At 72.2% G+C, this 18930-nt stretch carries 12 protein-coding genes and 1 pseudogene; 8 read left to right on the forward strand and 5 right to left on the reverse strand.

Translation table 11 applies throughout. The annotated features are described in order from the left end of the window. The first annotated feature begins 200 nt into the window (after positions 1 to 200). The 4 genes from ACH4E8_RS09805 (at position 201) to ACH4E8_RS09820 (ending at position 7740) form a co-directional block, all read left to right on the forward strand. Positions 201 to 1199 carry a serine hydrolase gene (locus tag ACH4E8_RS09805; RefSeq protein WP_398446179.1) on the forward strand — a complete coding sequence of 333 codons (999 nt, stop codon included), beginning with the start codon at positions 201 to 203 and terminating at the stop codon, positions 1197 to 1199. Between the two features lie 325 nt (positions 1200 to 1524). Then, the gene (locus ACH4E8_RS09810; RefSeq protein ID WP_398447260.1) at positions 1525 to 5313 is read left to right on the forward strand and encodes an ABC transporter ATP-binding protein; all 3789 of its coding nucleotides are present in this window, start codon (positions 1525 to 1527) and stop codon (positions 5311 to 5313) included. A 315-nt stretch (positions 5314 to 5628) separates the two neighbouring features. Then, on the forward strand, positions 5629 to 6129 hold the full coding sequence (locus tag ACH4E8_RS09815; RefSeq protein ID WP_398446181.1) for a hypothetical protein: 501 nt from the start codon (positions 5629 to 5631) through the stop codon (positions 6127 to 6129). Positions 6130 to 6285: 156 nt separating this feature from the next. Continuing rightward, positions 6286 to 7740, forward strand: coding sequence for a S28 family serine protease (locus ACH4E8_RS09820; RefSeq protein ID WP_398446183.1), 1455 nt, complete (start codon positions 6286 to 6288; stop codon positions 7738 to 7740). Positions 7741 to 7822: 82 nt separating this feature from the next. On the opposite strand, the gene ACH4E8_RS09825 is transcribed toward ACH4E8_RS09820, so the two are convergent. Both ACH4E8_RS09825 and ACH4E8_RS09830 read right to left on the reverse strand, forming a co-directional pair. Continuing rightward, the gene (locus ACH4E8_RS09825) at positions 7823 to 9676 is read right to left on the reverse strand and encodes a glycoside hydrolase family 3 protein (protein ID WP_398446185.1); all 1854 of its coding nucleotides are present in this window, start codon (positions 9674 to 9676) and stop codon (positions 7823 to 7825) included. Positions 9677 to 10091: 415 nt separating this feature from the next. After that, the gene (locus ACH4E8_RS09830) at positions 10092 to 11018 is read right to left on the reverse strand and encodes a LysR family transcriptional regulator (RefSeq protein ID WP_398446187.1); all 927 of its coding nucleotides are present in this window, start codon (positions 11016 to 11018) and stop codon (positions 10092 to 10094) included. A 155-nt stretch (positions 11019 to 11173) separates the two neighbouring features. Between ACH4E8_RS09830 and ACH4E8_RS09835 the strand changes: the two genes are divergently transcribed. Beyond that, complete coding sequence (locus ACH4E8_RS09835; protein WP_398446189.1) at positions 11174 to 12130, forward strand: EamA family transporter; 957 nt, start codon at positions 11174 to 11176, stop codon at positions 12128 to 12130. On the opposite strand, the pseudogene ACH4E8_RS09840 reads toward ACH4E8_RS09835, so the two are convergent. Both ACH4E8_RS09840 and ACH4E8_RS09845 read right to left on the reverse strand, forming a co-directional pair. Then, positions 12012 to 12959, reverse strand: a pseudogene (locus tag ACH4E8_RS09840) (sugar phosphate isomerase/epimerase family protein); the annotation flags it as partial. The gene ACH4E8_RS09835 and the pseudogene ACH4E8_RS09840 overlap by 119 nt on opposite strands. Further along, positions 12956 to 13987, reverse strand: a complete 1032-nt coding sequence (locus ACH4E8_RS09845; RefSeq protein ID WP_398447262.1) for a GNAT family N-acetyltransferase — start codon at positions 13985 to 13987, stop codon at positions 12956 to 12958. The pseudogene ACH4E8_RS09840 and the gene ACH4E8_RS09845, both read right to left, overlap by 4 nt. Before the next feature lie 163 nt (positions 13988 to 14150). Here ACH4E8_RS09845 and ACH4E8_RS09850 point away from each other — a divergent pair, with 163 nt between their 5' ends. Next, positions 14151 to 15008 carry a maleylpyruvate isomerase family mycothiol-dependent enzyme gene (locus ACH4E8_RS09850; RefSeq protein ID WP_398446191.1) on the forward strand — a complete coding sequence of 286 codons (858 nt, stop codon included), beginning with the start codon at positions 14151 to 14153 and terminating at the stop codon, positions 15006 to 15008. A 259-nt stretch (positions 15009 to 15267) separates the two neighbouring features. Here the strand turns inward: ACH4E8_RS09850 and ACH4E8_RS09855 are convergent, their stop codons facing one another. Then, positions 15268 to 16431 (reverse strand): LacI family DNA-binding transcriptional regulator, encoded by a 1164-nt coding sequence (locus ACH4E8_RS09855; protein WP_398446193.1) that lies wholly within the window; start codon positions 16429 to 16431, stop codon positions 15268 to 15270. A 132-nt stretch (positions 16432 to 16563) separates the two neighbouring features. Between ACH4E8_RS09855 and ACH4E8_RS09860 the strand changes: the two genes are divergently transcribed. Together ACH4E8_RS09860 and ACH4E8_RS09865 are read left to right on the forward strand one after the other, a co-directional pair. Then, on the forward strand, positions 16564 to 17715 hold the full coding sequence (locus ACH4E8_RS09860) for a Gfo/Idh/MocA family protein (RefSeq protein WP_398446195.1): 1152 nt from the start codon (positions 16564 to 16566) through the stop codon (positions 17713 to 17715). Continuing rightward, positions 17712 to 18929 (forward strand): dihydrodipicolinate synthase family protein, encoded by a 1218-nt coding sequence (locus ACH4E8_RS09865; protein ID WP_398446196.1) that lies wholly within the window; start codon positions 17712 to 17714, stop codon positions 18927 to 18929. Before ACH4E8_RS09860 ends, ACH4E8_RS09865 begins: the two co-directional genes overlap by 4 nt. Position 18930: the final 1 nt, after the last annotated feature.

Consider the following 18930-nt stretch of genomic DNA (forward strand, 5'->3'; position numbering starts at 1 on the left):
GTCGTGTAACGCTTCACTCCCGGCCCGCCCTCCGGCGCAACCATCCGCCCCGCCGTTGGTCGTCCCATCAGACGATCGGCCATCGACGCCGTCAACAGTCAATCGTCAACCGACAGTCGTCGATCCCCGATCGGGACAACGCGACCGGCCCCGCCGCTCGCCCACGCACCACACCGTTTCCACCATGGGGGGATGGAACCTTGCACACCCGCCACCGCGCGTCCCGCGCGCGCCGCGCGCCCCGCGCCGTCATCGGCACCGCCGCGTTCACCGCCGCCGCGCTGCTGCCGACGCTCCTTACGGCCACGCCCGCAGCCGCGGCCACCACGGCCGCCACCGCCGCGGCAACCCCGCAGGTCAGCTGCACCTCGAAGAAGGCGGGGCTGGCCGCCAAGCTCACACAGGACATCAATGCGGCCCTCAAGAACAGGAGGTCGACCACCGCCATATACCTGACCGACAACATAGGCGGTACCAACTGCACCCTGCGGATGTCGCAGAAGTTCGACTCCGCGAGCATCGTGAAGGCGACCGTGCTCGCGGCGCTGCTGCACGACGCCGGGCGGGCCGGGCGCTCCCTGAGCACCCGGGAGCAGAACCTCACCCACGCGATGATCACCAAGTCGGACAACGACTCCACCACCGCGCTGTGGAAGCAACTCGGCACCGCCAAGGTACAGCGCTTCCTCACCGCCGCCGGGATGACGCAGACCGTGCCCGGCAAGGACGGCTACTGGGGACTGACCCAGATCACCGCGCGTGACCAGCAGCGGCTGCTGACCCATCTGACCAAGAAGAACGCCGTGCTCACGGACTCCTCGCGGAACTACGCGCTGCGCACGATGCGCTCCGTCGTGGCGTCGCAGCGCTGGGGCACCCCCGCGGGCGCGCCCTCCACCGCGACCGTGCAGCTCAAGAACGGTTGGCTGCCGCGCGCCAGCTACGGCTGGCGCGTCCACAGCATCGGCGCCTTCACCGGCGGCGGCCACGACTACTCGATGGTCGTCCTCACCCACAACAACCGGAACATGAACGAGGGCGTGGACACGATCCAGGCCGTCGCCCGGGCGATCCACAAGTCGGTGAGCCCGTCGGTCTCGACCCGTAGCACGGTCGTCGAGCCCGCGACCGTTCCGTACGAGTCGATCCCGGCCACGCCCGAGCGGCCCGCGCAGGACGCGATCCCGGCCACTCGCTGACGCGGTCCTCCCCTTTCGGCCGCCCGTCCCGCCGCAACACTTCCTCACTCCGCGTGACGAAATGTTGCGGCGGGATGAAATCCGGGCTCCGGCGCGTTGGTGTCTTGCGGCGGATGAGAACCGAACGGGGAGGCATGACGTGGCGGCGGCCCAGGAGGCGCACGACGCGCAGGAGCCCCGGCCGAGGCCGGCCGGGCTCGGCGGGGGCAGTGAGGTCAGCAGGACGGACGGGTCTGGTGTGACCAGAAAGCCCGCAGGTTCCGCAGATCCTGCCGAGGCCACCGAGGCCAGCAAGGGCACGAAGCCCACGAAGCCCACGGAGCCCATCGAGGACCCCGAGGCCCCCAAGAACCCCGGCTGGGCCCGTCGCCTCTACGGCTACGCCCGCCGCTACCCCCTCGCCCTCGCTCTCGCCCTCGGCTCCTCCCTCGGCGGCATGGCCGTGATGGCGCTCATTCCGCTCATCACCAAGGTCGTCATCGACGACGTCATCGGCGAGGGCGGCTCCGGCACCGGCTCCCTCGCCACCTGGACCGGCCTGCTGATCGCCGCCGCCGTCCTCGTCTACGCCCTCACGTACGTCCGCCGCTACTACGGCGGCAAGCTCGCGCTCGACGTCCAGCACGACCTGCGCACCGAGATGTACGCGACGATCACCCGGCTCGACGGCCGCCGCCAGGACGAGCTCTCGACCGGCCAGGTCGTCGGCCGCGCCACCACCGACCTCCAGCTCATCCAGAGCCTGCTCTTCATGCTCCCGATGACCATCGGGAACTTCATGCTGTTCCTGATCTCGCTGGTGATCATGGCGTGGCTGTCGCCGCCGCTCACCCTGATCGCCCTCGCCGTCGGCCCCGCCCTGTGGTGGGTCGCCCGGCGCAGCCGGTCCCGTCTGCACCCCTCCACCTGGTACGCCCAGAGCCAGGCCGCCGCGGTCGCCGGCGTCGTCGACGGCGCGATATCGGGCGTGCGGGTCGTGAAGGGCTTCGGCCAGGAGGACCAGGAAGCAGGGAAGCTGCGCGACGCGGGCCGCAAGCTCTTCGCCGGCCGGCTGCGCACCATCAAACTGAACTCCCGCTACACCCCCGCCCTCCAGTCGATCCCGGCCCTCGGCCAGGTCGCCATGCTCGCGGTCGGCGGTCTGCTCGCCACCCGCGGTCAGATCACCCTGGGCACCTTCGTCGCCTTCTCCGCCTACCTCGCCCAGCTCATCGGGCCGGTGCGGATGCTCGCCATGGTCCTCACCGTCGCCCAGCAGGCGCGCGCGGGCGCCGAGCGCGTCCTCCAGCTCATCGACACCGAACCCTCGATGAGCGACGGCACGATCGAACTGCCCGCCGACGCCCCGGCAACCGTCGAGTTCGACTCCGTCACCTTCGGCTACGACACCGCCGAGGGGAAGGCGCCCGTCCTGGACGACTTCTCGCTGACGATCGGCGAGGGCGAGACCGTCGCCGTCGTCGGCGCCTCCGGCAGCGGCAAGTCCACCGTCTCCCTGCTGCTGCCCCGGTTCTACGACGCCACCGGCGGCGCGGTCCTCGTCGGCGGGTACGACGTCCGCGAGCTGACGCTCTCCTCGCTGCGCGCCGCCATCGGGCTGGTCCCGGAGGACAGCTTCCTCTTCTCCGACACCATCCGCGCCAACATCGCGTACGGCCGGCCGGACGCCACGGACGAGGAGATCGAGCGGGCCGCCCGCTCCGCCCAGGCGGACCGTTTCATCGCCGAACTGCCCGGCGGGTACGACACCAAGGTCGGCGAGCACGGCCTCACCCTCTCCGGCGGCCAGCGCCAGCGCATCGCCCTCGCCCGCGCCATCCTCACCGACCCCCGGCTGCTCCTCCTCGACGACGCCACCTCCGCGGTGGACGCCCGCGTCGAGCACGAGATCCACGAGGCGCTGCGCTCGGTGATGGCCGGGCGCACCACCCTGCTGATCGCCCACCGCCGCTCCACCCTCAACCTCGCCGACCGCATCGCGGTCCTCGACGGCGGCCGGCTGACCGACATCGGCACCCACGACGAACTCGTGGCCCGTTCCGCGCGCTACCGCGCGCTCCTCACCGACCCGGAGGAGCTGGGCGGCGTGTCCCCGGGACACGCGCCCGCCCTGGAGGGCGAGCCGGACCCGGACGGCGAGGAGCGCGCCGCCGCGCGCCCCGACTACGACTACGAGTACGACGCCGAGCGCGGCATCACCCCCCGGCTGTGGGTGCGCGGCGACGCGGCCCCGCCCCCGGCCCCGGACGCCACCCCGGAGCTGCTCGCGCAGGTCGCGGCGCTCCCCCCGGCCGACGACGCCCCCGCCGTCGACGAGGAGCGGGCCACCCGCCCCGACCCGTCGCGGCGCGGACTGCGCCTGGTGCTCAGCGGCTTCGGCGCGCCGCTGCTGCTGAGCCTGCTGCTGGTGGCCGTGGACGCAGGGATGGGCCTGCTGCTGCCCGTACTGATCCGGCACGGCATCGACCAGGGCGTGGAACAGGCCGCGCTGGGCGCGGTGTGGGCCGCCTCCGGGCTCGCCCTCGTCGCCGTCCTGGTGCAGTGGGCGGCCCAGGTGGGGGAGGTCCGGATGACGGGCCGCACCGGCGAGCGCGTGCTGTACTCCGTGCGGCTGCGGATCTTCGCCCAGCTCCAGCGCCTCGGGCTGGACTACTACGAGCGCGAACTGACCGGTCGGATCATGACGCGGATGACGACCGACGTCGACGCGCTCTCCACCTTCCTTCAGACGGGCCTGGTCACCGCCTTCGTCTCGGTGGTCACCTTCTTCGGCGTGCTGGTGGCGCTGGTCGTCATCGACGTCTCCCTCGCGCTGGTCGTCTTCGCCACCCTGCCCCTGCTGATCGTCGGCACGTACTTCTTCCGCCGGGAGAGCGTGAAGGCGTACGAACTGGCCCGGGAGCGGGTCAGCGGGGTGAACTCCGACCTCCAGGAGTCCGTCTCCGGGCTGCGGATCGTGCAGGCGTTCCGCCGCGAGGCGCACGGCAACGCGCGCTACGCGGCCGGCAGCGACGGCTACCGCCGGGCCCGCATCCGCGGTCAGTGGCTGATATCGATCTACTTCCCGTTCGTGCAGCTCCTCGCGACGGTGGCCGCTGCGGCGGTGCTGATCGTGGGCGCCCACCGCATCGACGCGGGCACCCTCACCACCGGCGCCCTCGTCGCGTACCTCCTCTACATCGACCTCTTCTTCGCCCCCGTGCAGCAGCTCTCGCAGGTCTTCGACGGCTACCAGCAGGCGGCGGTCTCGCTGGGTCGCATCCAGGAGCTGCTGGAGGAGAAGCCGTCGACGAGCGCGGCGCGACGGCCGACGGACGTGCGTCAGCTCAGGGGCGAGATCGCCTTCGAGGGCGTCGACTTCGGCTACAAGTCCGACGGGCCGGCCGAGCCGGCGCTGACCGGGATAGACCTGCGGATACCGGCCGGGCAGACGGTCGCCTTCGTCGGCGAGACCGGCGCGGGCAAGTCGACCCTGGTCAAGCTGGTCGCGCGGTTCTACGACCCGACGAGCGGCCGGGTCACCGCGGACGGCGTCGACCTGCGGGAGCTGGACATGACCGCGTACCGGCGCCGGTTGGGCGTGGTGCCCCAGGAGGCGTACCTCTTCCCCGGGACGGTGCGGGACGCGATCGCGTACGGCCGGCCGGGCGCCTCCGACGCGGAGGTCGAGGCGGCGGCCCGGGCGGTCGGCGCCCACGACATGATCGCCACCCTGGAGGGCGGCTACCTGCACGAGGTCGCCGAGCGCGGACGCAACCTCTCGGCCGGTCAGCGCCAGCTCATCGCACTGGCCCGGGCCGAACTCGTCGACCCGGACGTCCTGCTGCTCGACGAGGCCACGGCGGCCCTCGACCTCGCCACCGAGGCGCAGGTCAACCAGGCCACCGACCGGCTCACGGGCCGGCGCACCACGCTGGTGGTCGCCCACCGCCTCACCACGGCCGCGCGCGCGGACCGGGTGGTCGTGATGGCCGACGGCCGGGTCGCCGAGGACGGCACCCACGACGAACTCCTCGCCCGGGACGGCCGGTACGCCACCTTGTGGCGCACTTTCATCGGCGAGGACGACGGCCGCGACGGCGACGGCGAGCGGGTGCCCGCGGCGGTGCTGTAGCCGCGGCCTCGCCGTGCGGCGGGCTGTGTCATCGCGTCCGCGGCCCGGCGGTGGGCCTGTCGCGCAGTTCCTTCCCCCGTGTCCTACGAGCCCGGGGGACCCCCAGCACGCCTGACGTGCCCGCGGTTTCCCTGCGGGTGCGTTGGTCTCTGCGGCCCGGTGGAGACCAACGCACCCGCAGGGAAACCGCGGATGCGTCCCGCCGCACAGAAACGTGCGTCGCGCCGACAACCGCACCCCCGCCCGGTGCGTCGTAAGCACATACGGGGTGCGTGCGAACGTGGCGAACGCCGCACGGGGCGAAGGGAGACGGCAGTGCCGAGGTTCACGGAGTCCACCGCAAGAGGGCAGCGCCGGGGCGGGCGGGGCCGCCGCCCCGGCCCCTGGGGGCGGACCGTGGCGTACGCCGTCGCCGTGCTCGTCGCCGCCACCGCGCTGGTCCTCTCCGGCCCCGGCGTCGCACCCGCATCGGCGGCGCCCGCCGTGTCCCCGGGGCGCGCCGCCCCCGCCGACGACACCGTCAGGGCCAACGCCCTGTGCACCGGACGGCTCGTCAAGGCGGTCCGGTTCCGCACCGGCGAGTTGCGGGTCTACAAGAACGCGCGGTACGCCTGCGCCGTCACCGTCGCCAAGTCGCCCGGCCCGCGGCGCGCGATGCTCGTCTCCCTCCAGGCGCGCGGCGGCCGCACCGTGGTCGACCGCGGCTCCTTCACGCACCGGGCCGGCCCGCTCTCCGCGTACGCGCACAACCGCTGCGTACGGGCTGCGGGTTCGGTCTCCGGCATCGGCGGCGCGACGGGGTGGATCCTGTGCTGACACCCTTCCCGACTGCAATCTGAAGAGCCGTCAGCAGTGTGCGGGGGCAGTCGGAGCGGACAAGTTCTCCCAGGTCATATGCGTTGGGGTCTGGCGGTTCGGGGGTGCACACCGCTAAGTTCGCCGCGACCCACGAAGATTCCATGGGGAGGGTTCATGCGTAAGGCGCTCAGGGGAGTGCTGTCTCTCGCGTTGCTCATCGGCACCGTGAGTGCGACCGGCGCGACGGCAGGTGCGGCCACCGCCGCCGAGCCCGCGACCGGTGCGACCGGAACACCGGCGACCGCCGACATCAAAGACCGGATCCTGGCCATACCGGGCATGAGCCTGATCGAGGAGAAGCCGTACCCCGGGTACCGGTTCTTCGTCCTCAACTACACCCAACCCGTGGACCACCGGAATCCGCGCAAGGGCACCTTCCAGCAGCGCATCACCCTGCTGCACAAGGACACCAGCCGTCCCACGGTCTTCTTCACCTCCGGCTACGGGTTGAACACCAACCCGCGCCGCAGCGAGCCGACGGCGATCATCGACGGCAACCAGGTCTCCATGGAGTACCGGTTCTTCAGCCCGTCGAGACCCGACCCGGCGGACTGGTCCAAGCTCGACATCTGGCAGGCCGCCAGCGACCAGCACCGCATCCACACCGCACTGAAGAAGATCTACGACAAGAAGTGGATCTCCACGGGCGGCTCCAAGGGCGGCATGACCGCCACCTACTACGAGCGCTTCTACCCGCGGGACATGGACGGCGTCGTCGCGTACGTCGCGCCCAACGACGTCCGCAACGACGAGGACTCCGCGTACGACCGCTTCCTCGCCAACGTCGGCACCAAGGAGTGCCGCGACCGGCTGAACAACGTGCAGCGCGAGGCCCTGGTGCGCCGGGACGCGCTGAACGAGAAGTACGCGAAGGTCGCGCAGGAGAACAACTACACCTTCAACACCATCGGTTCGCAGGACCGGGCGTTCGAGGCCGTCGTCCTCGACTACACCTGGGCGTTCTGGCAGTACGGCCAGGTCGCCGAGTGCGACGCCATCCCGGTGGCGAAGACCGCGACCGACCAGGAGCTGTGGGACTCCATCGACTCCGTGTCGGGCTTCGCGTTCTACACCGACCAGGGGCTCGCGCCGTACACGCCGTACTACTACCAGGCCGGTACGCAGCTCGGTTCGCCGGACATCGCGCAGTCCCACCTGAACGGGCTGAGCCGGTACGGCTACCAGCCGCCGCGGAACTTCGTGCCGCGGGACATCCCGATGCGGTTCCAGAAGAACGCGATGAAGGACGTCGACCGCTGGGTGAGCCGCAACGCCCGGCAGATGATGTTCGTCAACGGCGGCAACGACCCGTGGAGCGCCGAGCCGTTCCGTCTCGGCAAGGGCGCGAAGGACTCGTACGTCTACACCGTGCCGGGCGGCAACCACGGCGCCAACGTCGCCGGGCTGCCGGCCGAGCAGCGGGCCGCCGCCACCGCGTCGATCCTGAAGTGGGCGGGCGTCGCGCCGGCCACGGTCCAGCAGGACGAGTCGAAGGCCAAGCCGCTGACGAAGTTCGACAAGAAGCTCGACAAGCAGGACGTCGAGCGGGAGCCGGGCCTGCGGCCGTAAGTCCGCACCTGGTGAAGCACCGGGGCCGTGTCCGTCGCGTACGTGCGACGGGCACGGCCCCGCTGTGGTGCGGTGGCCGGGGTCAGTCGTCGAACGACAGCCCGTGGCCGACCGGGAACAGCACCTTGCTCGGGTCGTCCGCGCGCTGCACGGGCACCGGGAGCTTGCCCTCCGGCTCCACCCGGCCCGCGATCACCCGGGCCGCGGCGCGCACCTCGACCTCGGTCCAGCCGTACGAGGAGACCGCGGCGGCGACGCCCGGCGTGTACGCGACGTCGTACGGGTTGCGCAGCGCCAGCAGCACCACCGGCACGCCGGTCGCCACCAGCCTGGTGACGAGCGTGCGTTGGTTGCTGGTCGCGCCCAGGTTGGAGGTCAGCACCACGACCGCGTCCTTGCCGGCCGCGGCGGTGACGGCGGCCTCGATCGCGGCCGGGGTGATCGCGGCGTTGTTCGCGTAGCCGACGGCGGTGGTGGCGAAGCCCAGCGACTTCAGCGTCTCGGACACCACGGTCGTCGCCGGGCGGTCGGTGAACGTGGGGGAGACCGGGTCGACGCCGACGACCAGCAGGTTCTTGTGCCGGCGCTTGCTCAGCGGCAGCAACTCGTCCTCGTTGACCAGCAGGGTCGTGGTCCGCTCGGTGATCTTGTCGGCGGCGGCCCGGTGCTTGCGGTTTCCGACGACCCGGTCCAGCCTGCTGAGGGAGACGTACGGGTCCTTGAGCAGGCCCACCTTCTCCTTCATCCGCAGGATGCGCAGGATCGATTCGTCGAGGCGGGCCTCGGTGAGTTCGCCGTCCTTGACCGCCTTCACCACCGCGTTCCACGCCACCGGCAGGTCGTACGGGAACAGGAGCTGGTCGACGCCGGCCTTCAGCGCGAGCACCGGGACGCGGTCGTCGCCGTACTTGGTGCGCACGCCCTCCATGTTGAGGGCGTCGGTGACGATGACGCCGTCGAAGCCCAGCTCCTGGCGGAGGATGCCGGTGATGATCGGGCGCGACAGGGTGGCCGGGTCGTTGCTGGGGTCCAGCGCGGGGACCTGGATGTGCGCCGTCATGATCGAGTCGATGCCGGCCTTTATGGCGGACCGGAACGGCGGGGCGTCCAGCTTGTCCCACTCGGCTCGGGTGTGGTTGATCAGCGGCAGACCGGTGTGGCTGTCGGTGGCGGTGTCGCCGTGGCCCGGGAAGTGCTTGGCACAGGCCGAGACGCCGGCGCCCTGGTAGCCGCTGACCTGCGCGGCGACGAGTCGGGCCGCAGAGTTCGGGTCGGAGCCGAAGGAGCGGACGCCGATGACGGGGTTGGCCGGGTTGACGTTGACGTCGGCGACCGGGGCGTAGTTCTGGTAGATGCCCATCGCGGCCAACTCGGTGCCGGCGATGTACGCGGCGGTGCGGGTGTCGCTGCGGGAGCCGCCCGCGCCCAGCGCCATCGCGCCCGGGAGCTGGGTGGCCGGCAGGCCGACCCGGGTGACGATGCCGCCGTGCTCCTGGTCGATGGAGAGCAGCAGCGGTACGGAACCGGACTGGCTGAGTGTCGCGGTCTGGAGGTCGTTCGTCATGCCGCCGAGCTGGCGGGGGTTGCTGACGTTGTTGGACCAGCCGAAGTAGATGACGCCGCCGAGGTGGAACTTCTTCACGATCTCGGCGGGCGTGCGCACGCCGGTGCGCTTGAGGTTCTCCTCGGCGTCCCTCGGCGCGGGGTTGTGGGCGTCGTTGCCCGAGACCCAGTGCACGAAGAGCTGGCCGACCTTCTGTTCCAGGCTCATCTTCGCGATGAGCTTCTTGAGCCGGGCGTCGCGGTCCGGTCTGTGTTGCGCGCCAGCGGCGACCGCCGGTGCGGCGCCGGCGGTCACGGCGGCCGTGGCGACGGCGGTCGCGGCGAGCAGGGTGCGCCTGGAGACCTGGCGCGAGGGCTGGTTCTGGTCGTGCATGGGGGTGCTCCTTCCGGCCTAACTGGCAAAGGAGTTGAAGGAAACGTCCAGAAACGATCGAACGGAGCTGAAACTAACTGCCAATGTGATGGGAGGGCAATAAGACCCGCGAGTAAAAAATCAATGGTCACCGGGGTGGTGGCCGGCTCGCTGGTGAAGGTTGTGAAAATTGTGGATGTTGTGTGGATGAGGTGGTGTGGACCTATTGATCAATGGTTCGGACCTTTGGAGCGGTCCTGCCGGAGGTCCGTCAGAGGTCCGTCGGAGGTCCGTCGGAGGTCCGTCGGAGGTCCGCCGGGGGCAGGTCGAAGGCCCGTCGAGGGGCCCGTCAAAGGCTCGTCGGAGACCCGTCGGAGGTGCATCGGAGGTGCGTTGAAGGCGGGTGAAGGCGGGTGAAGGCGGGTGAAGGGGCTGCTTAACGCGAGTGCTCGGAGCCCGTCGCGCAGTGGGTGCGGAATCGTTCCTGAAGGGTCGTCACGGTCGTGGTGATCGCCGGCCGACGGGCCGCTCCCGTACGCCACAGCGCGTACAACCTCCGCCGCGGCACCGGGTCCAGCGCCACCGCCACCACCTCGGGCGGCAGCGGCCCGCGCCCGAGCCGGGGCATCATCGCGATGCCGAGGCCCGCCGCCACCAGGGCGACCTGGGTGTGGTTCTCCTCCGCCTGGTGCACCAGGTCCGGTTGATGGCCCGTCGCCCGCAGCGTGCGAACCAGCCAGTCGTGGCAGACCGTGCCCGGCGGCTGGCAGATCCACCGTTCGCCCGGCAGTTCCTCGCGCCGCACCGACCGCCGCCCGGCCAGCCGGTGGCCCGCCGGCACCAGCAGGTCGCACAGGTCGTCCCCGATCAGGGCCTGGTCCACGCCTTCCGGGGCGGGCAGCGGCGCGATGTCCCAGTCGTGCGCCACCGCGACGTCGGTCAGGCCGCGCGCCACCAGGTCGACCGACAGGTGCGGATCGACCTCGGTGAGCCGGGCGTCCAGGCCGGGGTGGGCGCGCTCCAACTCCGCCAGCACGCCGGGCAGCAGTCCGCGCGCCGCCGAGGCGAACGCCGCGATCGTCAGCCGCCCCGTCGGCTTCCCCTTCCGCTCCTCCAGCACCGTCTCGGCCCGCTCGACGATCGCCAGCAACTCCTGCGCGGTGGCCGCGAGGTGCCGGGCCTCGTCGGTGAGCGCGACGCCCCGGCCGCGCCGTTCGAGCAGGGTCGTACGGGTCTCCCGCTCCAGCTTGGTGATCTGCTGGGAGACGGCGGACGGGGTGTATCCGAGGGCGCTGGCCGCGGCCGCGACGGAGCCGTGCACCGCGACCGCGTGCAGGGCGCGCAGCCGTCCGAGGTCGAGCATGGCGGCTCCTAACGTGGGAGGCGCCCCCGGGGGCGGGAGCGTGCGGCCGTCGGGCCCGCTCTCGACATCGTAAGCGGAATCTTTAGCAGAGCTGAATCCCACCATGAAGGAATCGGCGCTAGTGCTACACGGTCGGGTCGGGTCATCCTCAGCCCATGCGTCCCGCTCACATCGCCCTCGCCGTCCTCGTCGCCGCGGTCTGGGGCGTGAACTTCGTCGTCATCGAGGTCGGCCTCGACCACTTCCCGCCGCTGCTCTTCTCCGCCCTGCGCTTCCTGGTCGCCGCGCTGCCCGCGGTGTTCCTGGTGGGCCGCCCCAAGGTCGCCTGGAAGTGGATCGTCGGGGTGGGCCTGGCGCTGGGCGTCGCGAAGTTCGGGCTGCTCTTCATCGGCATGGACCAGGGCATGCCGGCCGGACTGTCGTCCCTCGTCCTCCAGATCCAGGCCGTCTTCACCGCGCTGATCGCCGCTGCCGTCCTCGCCGAGCGCCCCGGTCGGCAGCGTGTCGTCGGCATGGCCGTCGCGCTCTGCGGCATCGCGCTGGCCGCGGTCAACGAGGGCGCGTCCGGGCCTGTGCTCGCCTTCGTCCTGGTCATCGCCGCAGCGGCCTGCTGGGGCGTGTCCAACGTGCTGACCCGCAAGGCGGCCCCGCCCGACGCCCTGAACTTCATGGTGTGGGTCTGCACCGTTCCGGTGCTGCCGCTGCTGGGCCTCTCGCTGCTGTTCGAGGGCCCGCAGGCCGGCCTGGACGCGGTGCGCGGCCTGGACTGGGGCGGCGTCGGTGCCCTGGTGTACGTCGCCTGGGGCGCCACCGTCTTCGGCTTCGGGGCCTGGGGCTACCTGCTGCGCCGCTACCCGGCCTCGTCCGTCGCCCCCTTCTCCCTGCTCGTCCCCGTCTTCGGCATGTCGTCCGCGGCGCTGCTGCTCGGCGAGGAGGTGACCGCGCTGGGCTGGGCCGCCGCGGTGCTGCTCGTCGGCGGGATCGCCCTCACGTCGCTGCCGCGAGCAGGCGGCTCAGGTGCTCCCGCGCCGGCGCCAGCAGCGCAGGCAGCTCCGCTGCCGCAGGATGCCAGCGCTTCTCGTACTCCCAGCTCAGCCACGTCGGCGAGGTGAGCGGAGCGGGTGGGGTGAGCAGGGCGGGTGGGGTGAGCAGGGCTGGCTGGGCCAGGGGGACGGGCGGGGCGAGCTGGGCGAGGCACTGCGCGAGCGGGAGCACCCCGGCACCGAGCGGCAGCGGCGCCAGGTCCTCGCGTGACGCCACATCCTTGACCTGGACGTATCCGAGGTGGGGCGCGAGCGCAGCGTATGCGGCGGCCGGCGGTTCGTGCTCCAGCCAGGGGTGCACCACGTCCCAGATCGCCCCCACCTGCGGATGGCCGACCGCGCCCACGATCCGGGCGACGGCCGCACCCGTGCGGTGCGAGTCGTGCGTCTCCAGCAGGATCCGTACGCCGAGCGCGGCTGCGGCCGGTGCGAGCGCACGGAGCCGACGGACCGCGGTGGCGTCTGGAGTGTCGGCGCCGGCGTCGGGGTCCGTGCCGGCTTCGGCGCCTGTCGTGTCGGGCCCGGCTTCGGCGGCTCCGGCGCGGGCTTCGGAGGCGGCTCCGGGGAACACCCGTACGTACGGCGCACCCAGGTCCCGGGCCAGCTCCAGCAGGCGTACGACCTCGTCCCGCACGGGCGCGTCGGGGCCCGGCGCCGCGACCTTGGCGTAGCCGCAGACGGAGAGCACCGCGACCCCCGCGTCCCGGAACTCCCGTGCCGCGGCGGTCCGCTCCCGGGCACCCAGCGCCACGTGCGCCGGCTCCTCGGGGTGGGCGCGCAGCTCCACGCCCTGGTAACCGGTGTCGACGGCGAGCGCGGCGACCTCGCGCAGGGGCAGGCCCGGCACTCCGAGGGTGGAGAAGGCGAACCGGGGTCCGGGGCGGGCGGCGTCCGTCATCGTGAGTCCTCCCGTGCGGTCGAGGTCGAGGGCGAGGGCGAGGGCGAGGGCGAGGGCGAGGGCGAGGGCGCGTTCGCGGTCGTGGCCGAGGGTGCGGTCGTGTGCGTGCGGCTGTCGGCTTCGGGGTGCAGCGGTAGCCGCCAGTCCTGGCCGACGAGGTCCACGCCGAACGAACGGTGCGGCTCCTCCGCGACGAGCGTGAAGCCGGCCCGCTGGTAGATCCGACGGGCCCCGTCGAGCACGTCGTTGGTCCATAGCACCAGCTCGCGGTACCCCGCCTCCCGCGCGAAGTCCACCACCGCCCGCACCAGCAGCTCCCCGATTCCGTGCCCGCGCGCCGCCGGCTCCACCAGCAGCAGCCGCAGCCGCGCGGTGCCGGGCGCCTCGTCCCGTACGCACATCACCGTACCGACCGGGCGCCCCGCCAGCTCCGCGATCCACATCCGCTCCAACCGGGGGTCCCGGTCCTGTGCGTGATCGGCGACGATCCGGGCGACGAGCGCCTCGAAGGCCGCGTTCCAGCCGTACTCCGCCGCGTACAGCGCGCCGTGCCGGGCCACGACCCAGCCCAACTCGCCAGGCCGGGGCTCCCGCAGCAGCGGACCGTCGTGCGCGGCCGCCCGGGCGTGCCCCAGAGTCCTGCGCACCGTCCGCAGCGCCGCGACCAACTCGTCCCGCTCCCCGGCCGGCACCTTCGCGACCAACGCGCCGACCGCCTCCCGCGACCGCTCGTCCAACAACCCTGCCGCCTGCTGCCCCTTCGGGGTCAGGGTGATCCGCTGCCGCCGCGGGTCCTGGCGCGAGGGCGCCCGGTCCACGAGCCCGGCGCGCTCGAACTTCCCCAGCAGCCGGCTCAGGTACCCGGCGTCGAGCGACAACTCGGCCCGCAGATCGGCGGCGTCCGTACGGGGGCTGTGCGCCAACTCGTAGAGGATCCGGGACTCGGTGAGGGTGTAAGGCGTGTACAGGTGCTTGCTGTAGTCCAGCGCACCGATCAGATTCGTGTAGAAGCGGTTGAACGCCCGCATCTCCTGGATCACCGTGCCACCCCGCGCGTTCGGTTACCTCAGTTACCTTTGACTGAGTCAAAGGTAAGCCCGGGGGCGCCGGTCGGCAATGCGTAGGCGGGTGCCGGGGCGGACGGGCGAAAACCGATCGCCGTCAACGCGGGCGGCTGACAGGCTGGAGCGCATGCCTTCGCCGCTCTCGGACACGTCCTGGCTCGGTCCGCCGATCGACGCCCGCCCCTTCTTCGCCGCGGAGCACCGCGCGCTGCTCGCCACCCTGCGCGACCTGCGGCCCGCGGACTGGCGGGCGGAAGCAGTGCCCGGTTGGACCGTGCGCGACCTGGCCGCGCACCTCCTCGGCGACTGCTACGGACGACTGGCCCGCGACCGCGACGGCCATCAAGACGGCCCCGGCTTCGCGCCGGGCGAGAGCCTTGAGGCGTTCATCCACCGCATCAACCAGGAGTGGGTCGACGCGTACGCCCGGGTCAGCCCCGCCGCGCTCGTCGACACCCTGGAACTGGTCGGCGGCCAGGTGACGGAACTCTTCGCCGGGGCCGACCTCGATGCGCCGGCACTGGGCGTGTCCTGGGCCGGCGTCGACCCGGCGCCGACGTGGCTGGACTGCGCCCGGGAGTTCACCGAGTTCTGGACGCACCGCCAGCAGATCCGGCACGCCACCGGCCGGGCCACCGACCCGGCCCCCGGCCCCCTCGCCCTCGTGCTGGACACCTTCGCCCGCGCCCTGCCCCACACCCTCCGCGCGACGCCCGCCCCCACCGGCACCCAAGCGCAGCTCGCCGTGACCGGCGGCCCGGTGTCCGCGACCTGGACGGCAACCGCGACCGCTGACCGCTGGACCCTGGCAGAGCCACCGACCCGCCGCCCGGCCGCGCGCGTCACCATGCCGCCCGAGACGGCCTGGCGCCTGTGCAGCCGAGCCGTCCACCCCACGGCGGCGCTGGCCGACCCCGACGTCACCCTCGAAGGCGACCGCGACCTCGCCGAAGCGCTCTGCCACATCGTCTCCATCGTCCACTGACCCCTCCGCCGCCCCTCCCGGCAAGTCAGACGAGACCGCGGCTCCTGGGGTCGCGGCGTGGAAACCGTGCGCTCGGCCCGCACGGCGTCGCGCTCGCTGCTCGACGCCCTCGGGGCGGCGTGGTCGCGGTCCTTCAGGGGCGCGGCGTGGGAACTGCGCGCTCGGTTCCACCGCGTCGCGCTCGCCACTCACGGCCCCAGGCACGCCACCAGGGCACCCTCAAGGGGCTAAGGGGCTAAGGGGCTAAGGGGCTACGGGGCTACGGGTTCCGCCCCCGTCCTGCCCCCGGCGGCGCCGTGGACGCCCGCGCCATCAGCTCCGCCTCGATCGTCGCGATGCCCCCCGGCGGAGCGTCCTCCCGCCCCATCGCCAACCGCCCCGCCCGCGCTCCCGCCTCGAACAGCGGCAGCCGTACGGTCGTCAGCGCCGGCACCGCGTCGATCGAGAACGGCAGGTCGTCGAAGCCGGCAACCGACACGTCCTCCGGTATCCGCAACCCCCGGTCCCGCAGCGCCGCGCACGCCCCCAACGCAACCGTGTCGTTCGCCGCCACGACCGCCGTCAGGTCCGGCGCCCGCCGCAGCAACTCCAACGTCGCGTCGTACCCGGAACTCCTGGAGTACGGCCCGTGGACCGTCAACCGCTCCTGTTCCGCCACCTCACCGACATCCGCCACCCCGACAGCCCGCGCCTCCGCCAACGCCGCCCGGTGCCCCTCCAACCGGTGCCGCGTCGTGGTGCGTTCGGTCGGCCCCGCGACGTACCCGATCCGCCGGTGCCCGAGCGCAAGCAGGTGCTCGGTGAGCCGCCGCGCCCCACCGCGGTTGTCGAAGGTGAGCGCGGCGAGTACGGCGTCGTTTCCCGAGTCGGCCGGCACCCCGCCCGCCCCCGACGCCACCCCCGCTACCACCGTCGACCCCACCCGCATCGGGGGTCGCCCGCACAGCACCACCTTCGTCCCCGCCTCCGCCAGCCGCCCCAACTTCGCCGACATCGCCGCTATGTGCGCTGGATCCTCCAACGCCCCACCGGTGAGGACCACCCCCGCCGCCCGCTGTCGTTGAAGCAGCGTCAGATACGTCAGCTCCCGTTCCGGAGAGCCTCCGGTGTTGCAGACCACGACCAGCTTCTCGCCGCCCGCGCGCCCCGAGCCCTCCTGCCCGCCTATCTCGGTCTGCGCAGCGCCGGCCATGATCCCGAAGAAGGGGTCGGCGATGTCGTTCACCAGGATCCCGACCAGGTCGGAGGTGGCGGCGGCGAGCGAACTCGCCGGCCCGTTCAGCACGTAGTCCAGTTCCTCGACGGCCTGCAACACCCGTGCCCGCGTGGACGCCGCGACCGGGTAGTTGCCGTTGAGCACCCGGGAAACGGTCGCCGGGGAGACCCGGGCGCGCACGGCGACATCCGCCAGGGTGACTGTCATCGCATTCCTCCTGGGAGATCGGCCGCGGCCCTTGTCCGGCCGCTGTGCGCAGGCTAGCGTCATACCCATATAGAAAGCGCTTGCTGCGAATGTTTCGAGTACGCCGCCCGACGCCAGCCCGGAGGCATCTTCGTGACACAACGGACAGTGCGGATCGCCGTGAACGGCGTGACCGGGCGGATGGGCTACCGGCAGCACCTGGTGCGCTCGCTGCTCGCCCTGCGCGACCAGGGCGGCCTCGACCTGGGCGACGGTGAAGTCCTGTGGCCCGAGCCCGTCCTCGTCGGCCGGCGCGCCCCCGCCCTCCGCGCCATCGCCGAGCGGCACGGCATCCCGCACTGGACCACCGACCTCGATGCCGTCCTCGCCGACGGCGGCATCGAGGTCTACTTCGACGCCCAGGCCACCTCCGCGCGCGTCCCCGCACTGCGCCGGGCGATCGCCGCGGGCAAGCACGTCTACACGGAGAAGCCGACCGCCCCCGACCTCGCGAACGCCCTGGAACTGGCCCGACTCGCCGACGCCGCCGGCATCCGCCACGGAGTGGTCCAGGACAAGATCTTCCTGCCCGGGCTGTTGAAGCTGAAGCGCCTGGTCGACGGAGGCTTCTTCGGCGACGTCCTCTCCGTGCGCGGGGAGTTCGGCTACTGGGTCTTCGAAGGCGACTGGCAGGAGGCCCAGCGCCCCTCGTGGAACTACCGCAGCGAGGACGGCGGCGGGATCACCCTCGACATGTTCCCCCACTGGGCGTACGTCCTGGACGACCTCTTCGGCCGCGCCACCAGCGTCTACGCACACGCCACTACCCATGTGCCGCAGCGCTGGGACGAGAGGGGCAAGCCCTACCCGGCCACCGCCGACGACGCCGTGTACGCGGTCTTCCAACTCGCCGGCGGCGCCGTCGCCCAGATCAACTCGTCCTGGGCGGTGCGGGTGATGCGGGACGAACTGGTCGAGTTCCAAGTCGACGGCACGCACGGCTCCGCCGTCGCCGGTCTTCGCCGCTGCCGCGCCCAACACCGCTCGGCCACCCCCAAACCGGTCTGGAACCCCGACCTCCCGACCGACGGATCCTTCCGCGACCAATGGCAGGAGATCCCGGACAACCAGGAGTACGAGAACGGCTTCAAGGCACAGTGGGAACTCTTCCTGCGCCACGTCGCCCGCGGCACCCCGTACCACTGGGACCTGCTGGCCGGCGCGCGCGGTGTGCAACTCGCGGAGCTGGGACTCCTCTCCTCCGCGGAAGGCCGGCGCGTCGAGGTGCCGGAGCTCGCGCTGTGACCCTCCGACTCCCGCGCCCGGACGGGACGTTGCACCCCTATGTGCCACGGGCCGAGCCCCGGCACATCGAACCCCCGCCGTCCGCCCCGACCTCCCGCACGGTCTTCGCGGCGGCCCACGTCGTCGCCGATCCGTACGCCGCACCCTTCGCCGAAGCCGCGGTCGCCCCGCCGACTGCCACAGGGCGCGCCGGACCGGCTCGCTCCGCGGTGGACTGGGACGCCACCCTCGCCTTCCGCCGCCACCTGTGGTCGTACGGCCTGGGCGTCGCCGAAGCCATGGACACCGCCCAGCGGGGCACGGGCCTGGACTGGCCGACCGCCGCCGAACTGATCCGCCGCTCCACCGCCGAGGCCCGCTCCGTCGGCGGCACCGTCGTCTGCGGAGTCGGTACGGACCAGCTCACCGGCCCGGCCCCGATCCCGCTCCGCGCCGTCCGCCACGCCTACGAGGAACAACTGTCCCTCGTAGAAGAGACCGGCGCCCGTGCGGTCGTGATGGCCTCCCGCGCCCTCGCCGCCACCGCCCGCACCCCCGACGACTACCAAGACCTCTACGGGCACCTGCTGCGCCAGGCCACCCGGCCGGTGATCCTGCACTGGCTCGGGCCGATGTTCGACCCCGCGCTCGACGGCTACTGGGGCAGCGACGACCTGGACGTCGCCACCGACACGTTCCTCGACGTCATCCACGCCAGCCCCGAGAAGGTCGCCGGCGTGAAGATCTCGCTGCTCGACGCCGACCGGGAAGTCGCGCTGCGTCGACGGCTGCCACCCGGCGTGCGCTGTTACACGGGCGACGACTTCCACTACCCCGAACTGATCGCCGGTGACGAACACGGCCATAGCGACGCCCTGCTCGGCGTCTTCGACCCACTGGCGCCGCTGGCTGCGGAAGCCGTACAGGCCCTGGACGCCACCGGGACCGACGCCTTCCGCGCGCTGCTCGACCCCACCGTCGCCCTCGCCCGACACCTCTTCGAACCGCCCACCCGCCACTACAAGACCGGGGTCGTACTGCTGGCTTGGCTCGCCGGGCACCAGAATCACTTCTCGATGCTCGGCGGACTCCAGTCCGCCCGCTCGCTGCCCCACCTCGCACGGGCCTACGAACTCGCCGACGGACTCGGTCTCTTTCCCGACCGGGAGTCGGCCGAAGCCCGGATGGCGGCCCTGCTCGACGTGTACGGAGTCGACACCGCGTACGGAGCCTGAG

The organism is Streptomyces sp. NPDC017979 (genome assembly GCF_044328175.1).
Classification (GTDB): domain Bacteria; phylum Actinomycetota; class Actinomycetes; order Streptomycetales; family Streptomycetaceae; genus Streptomyces.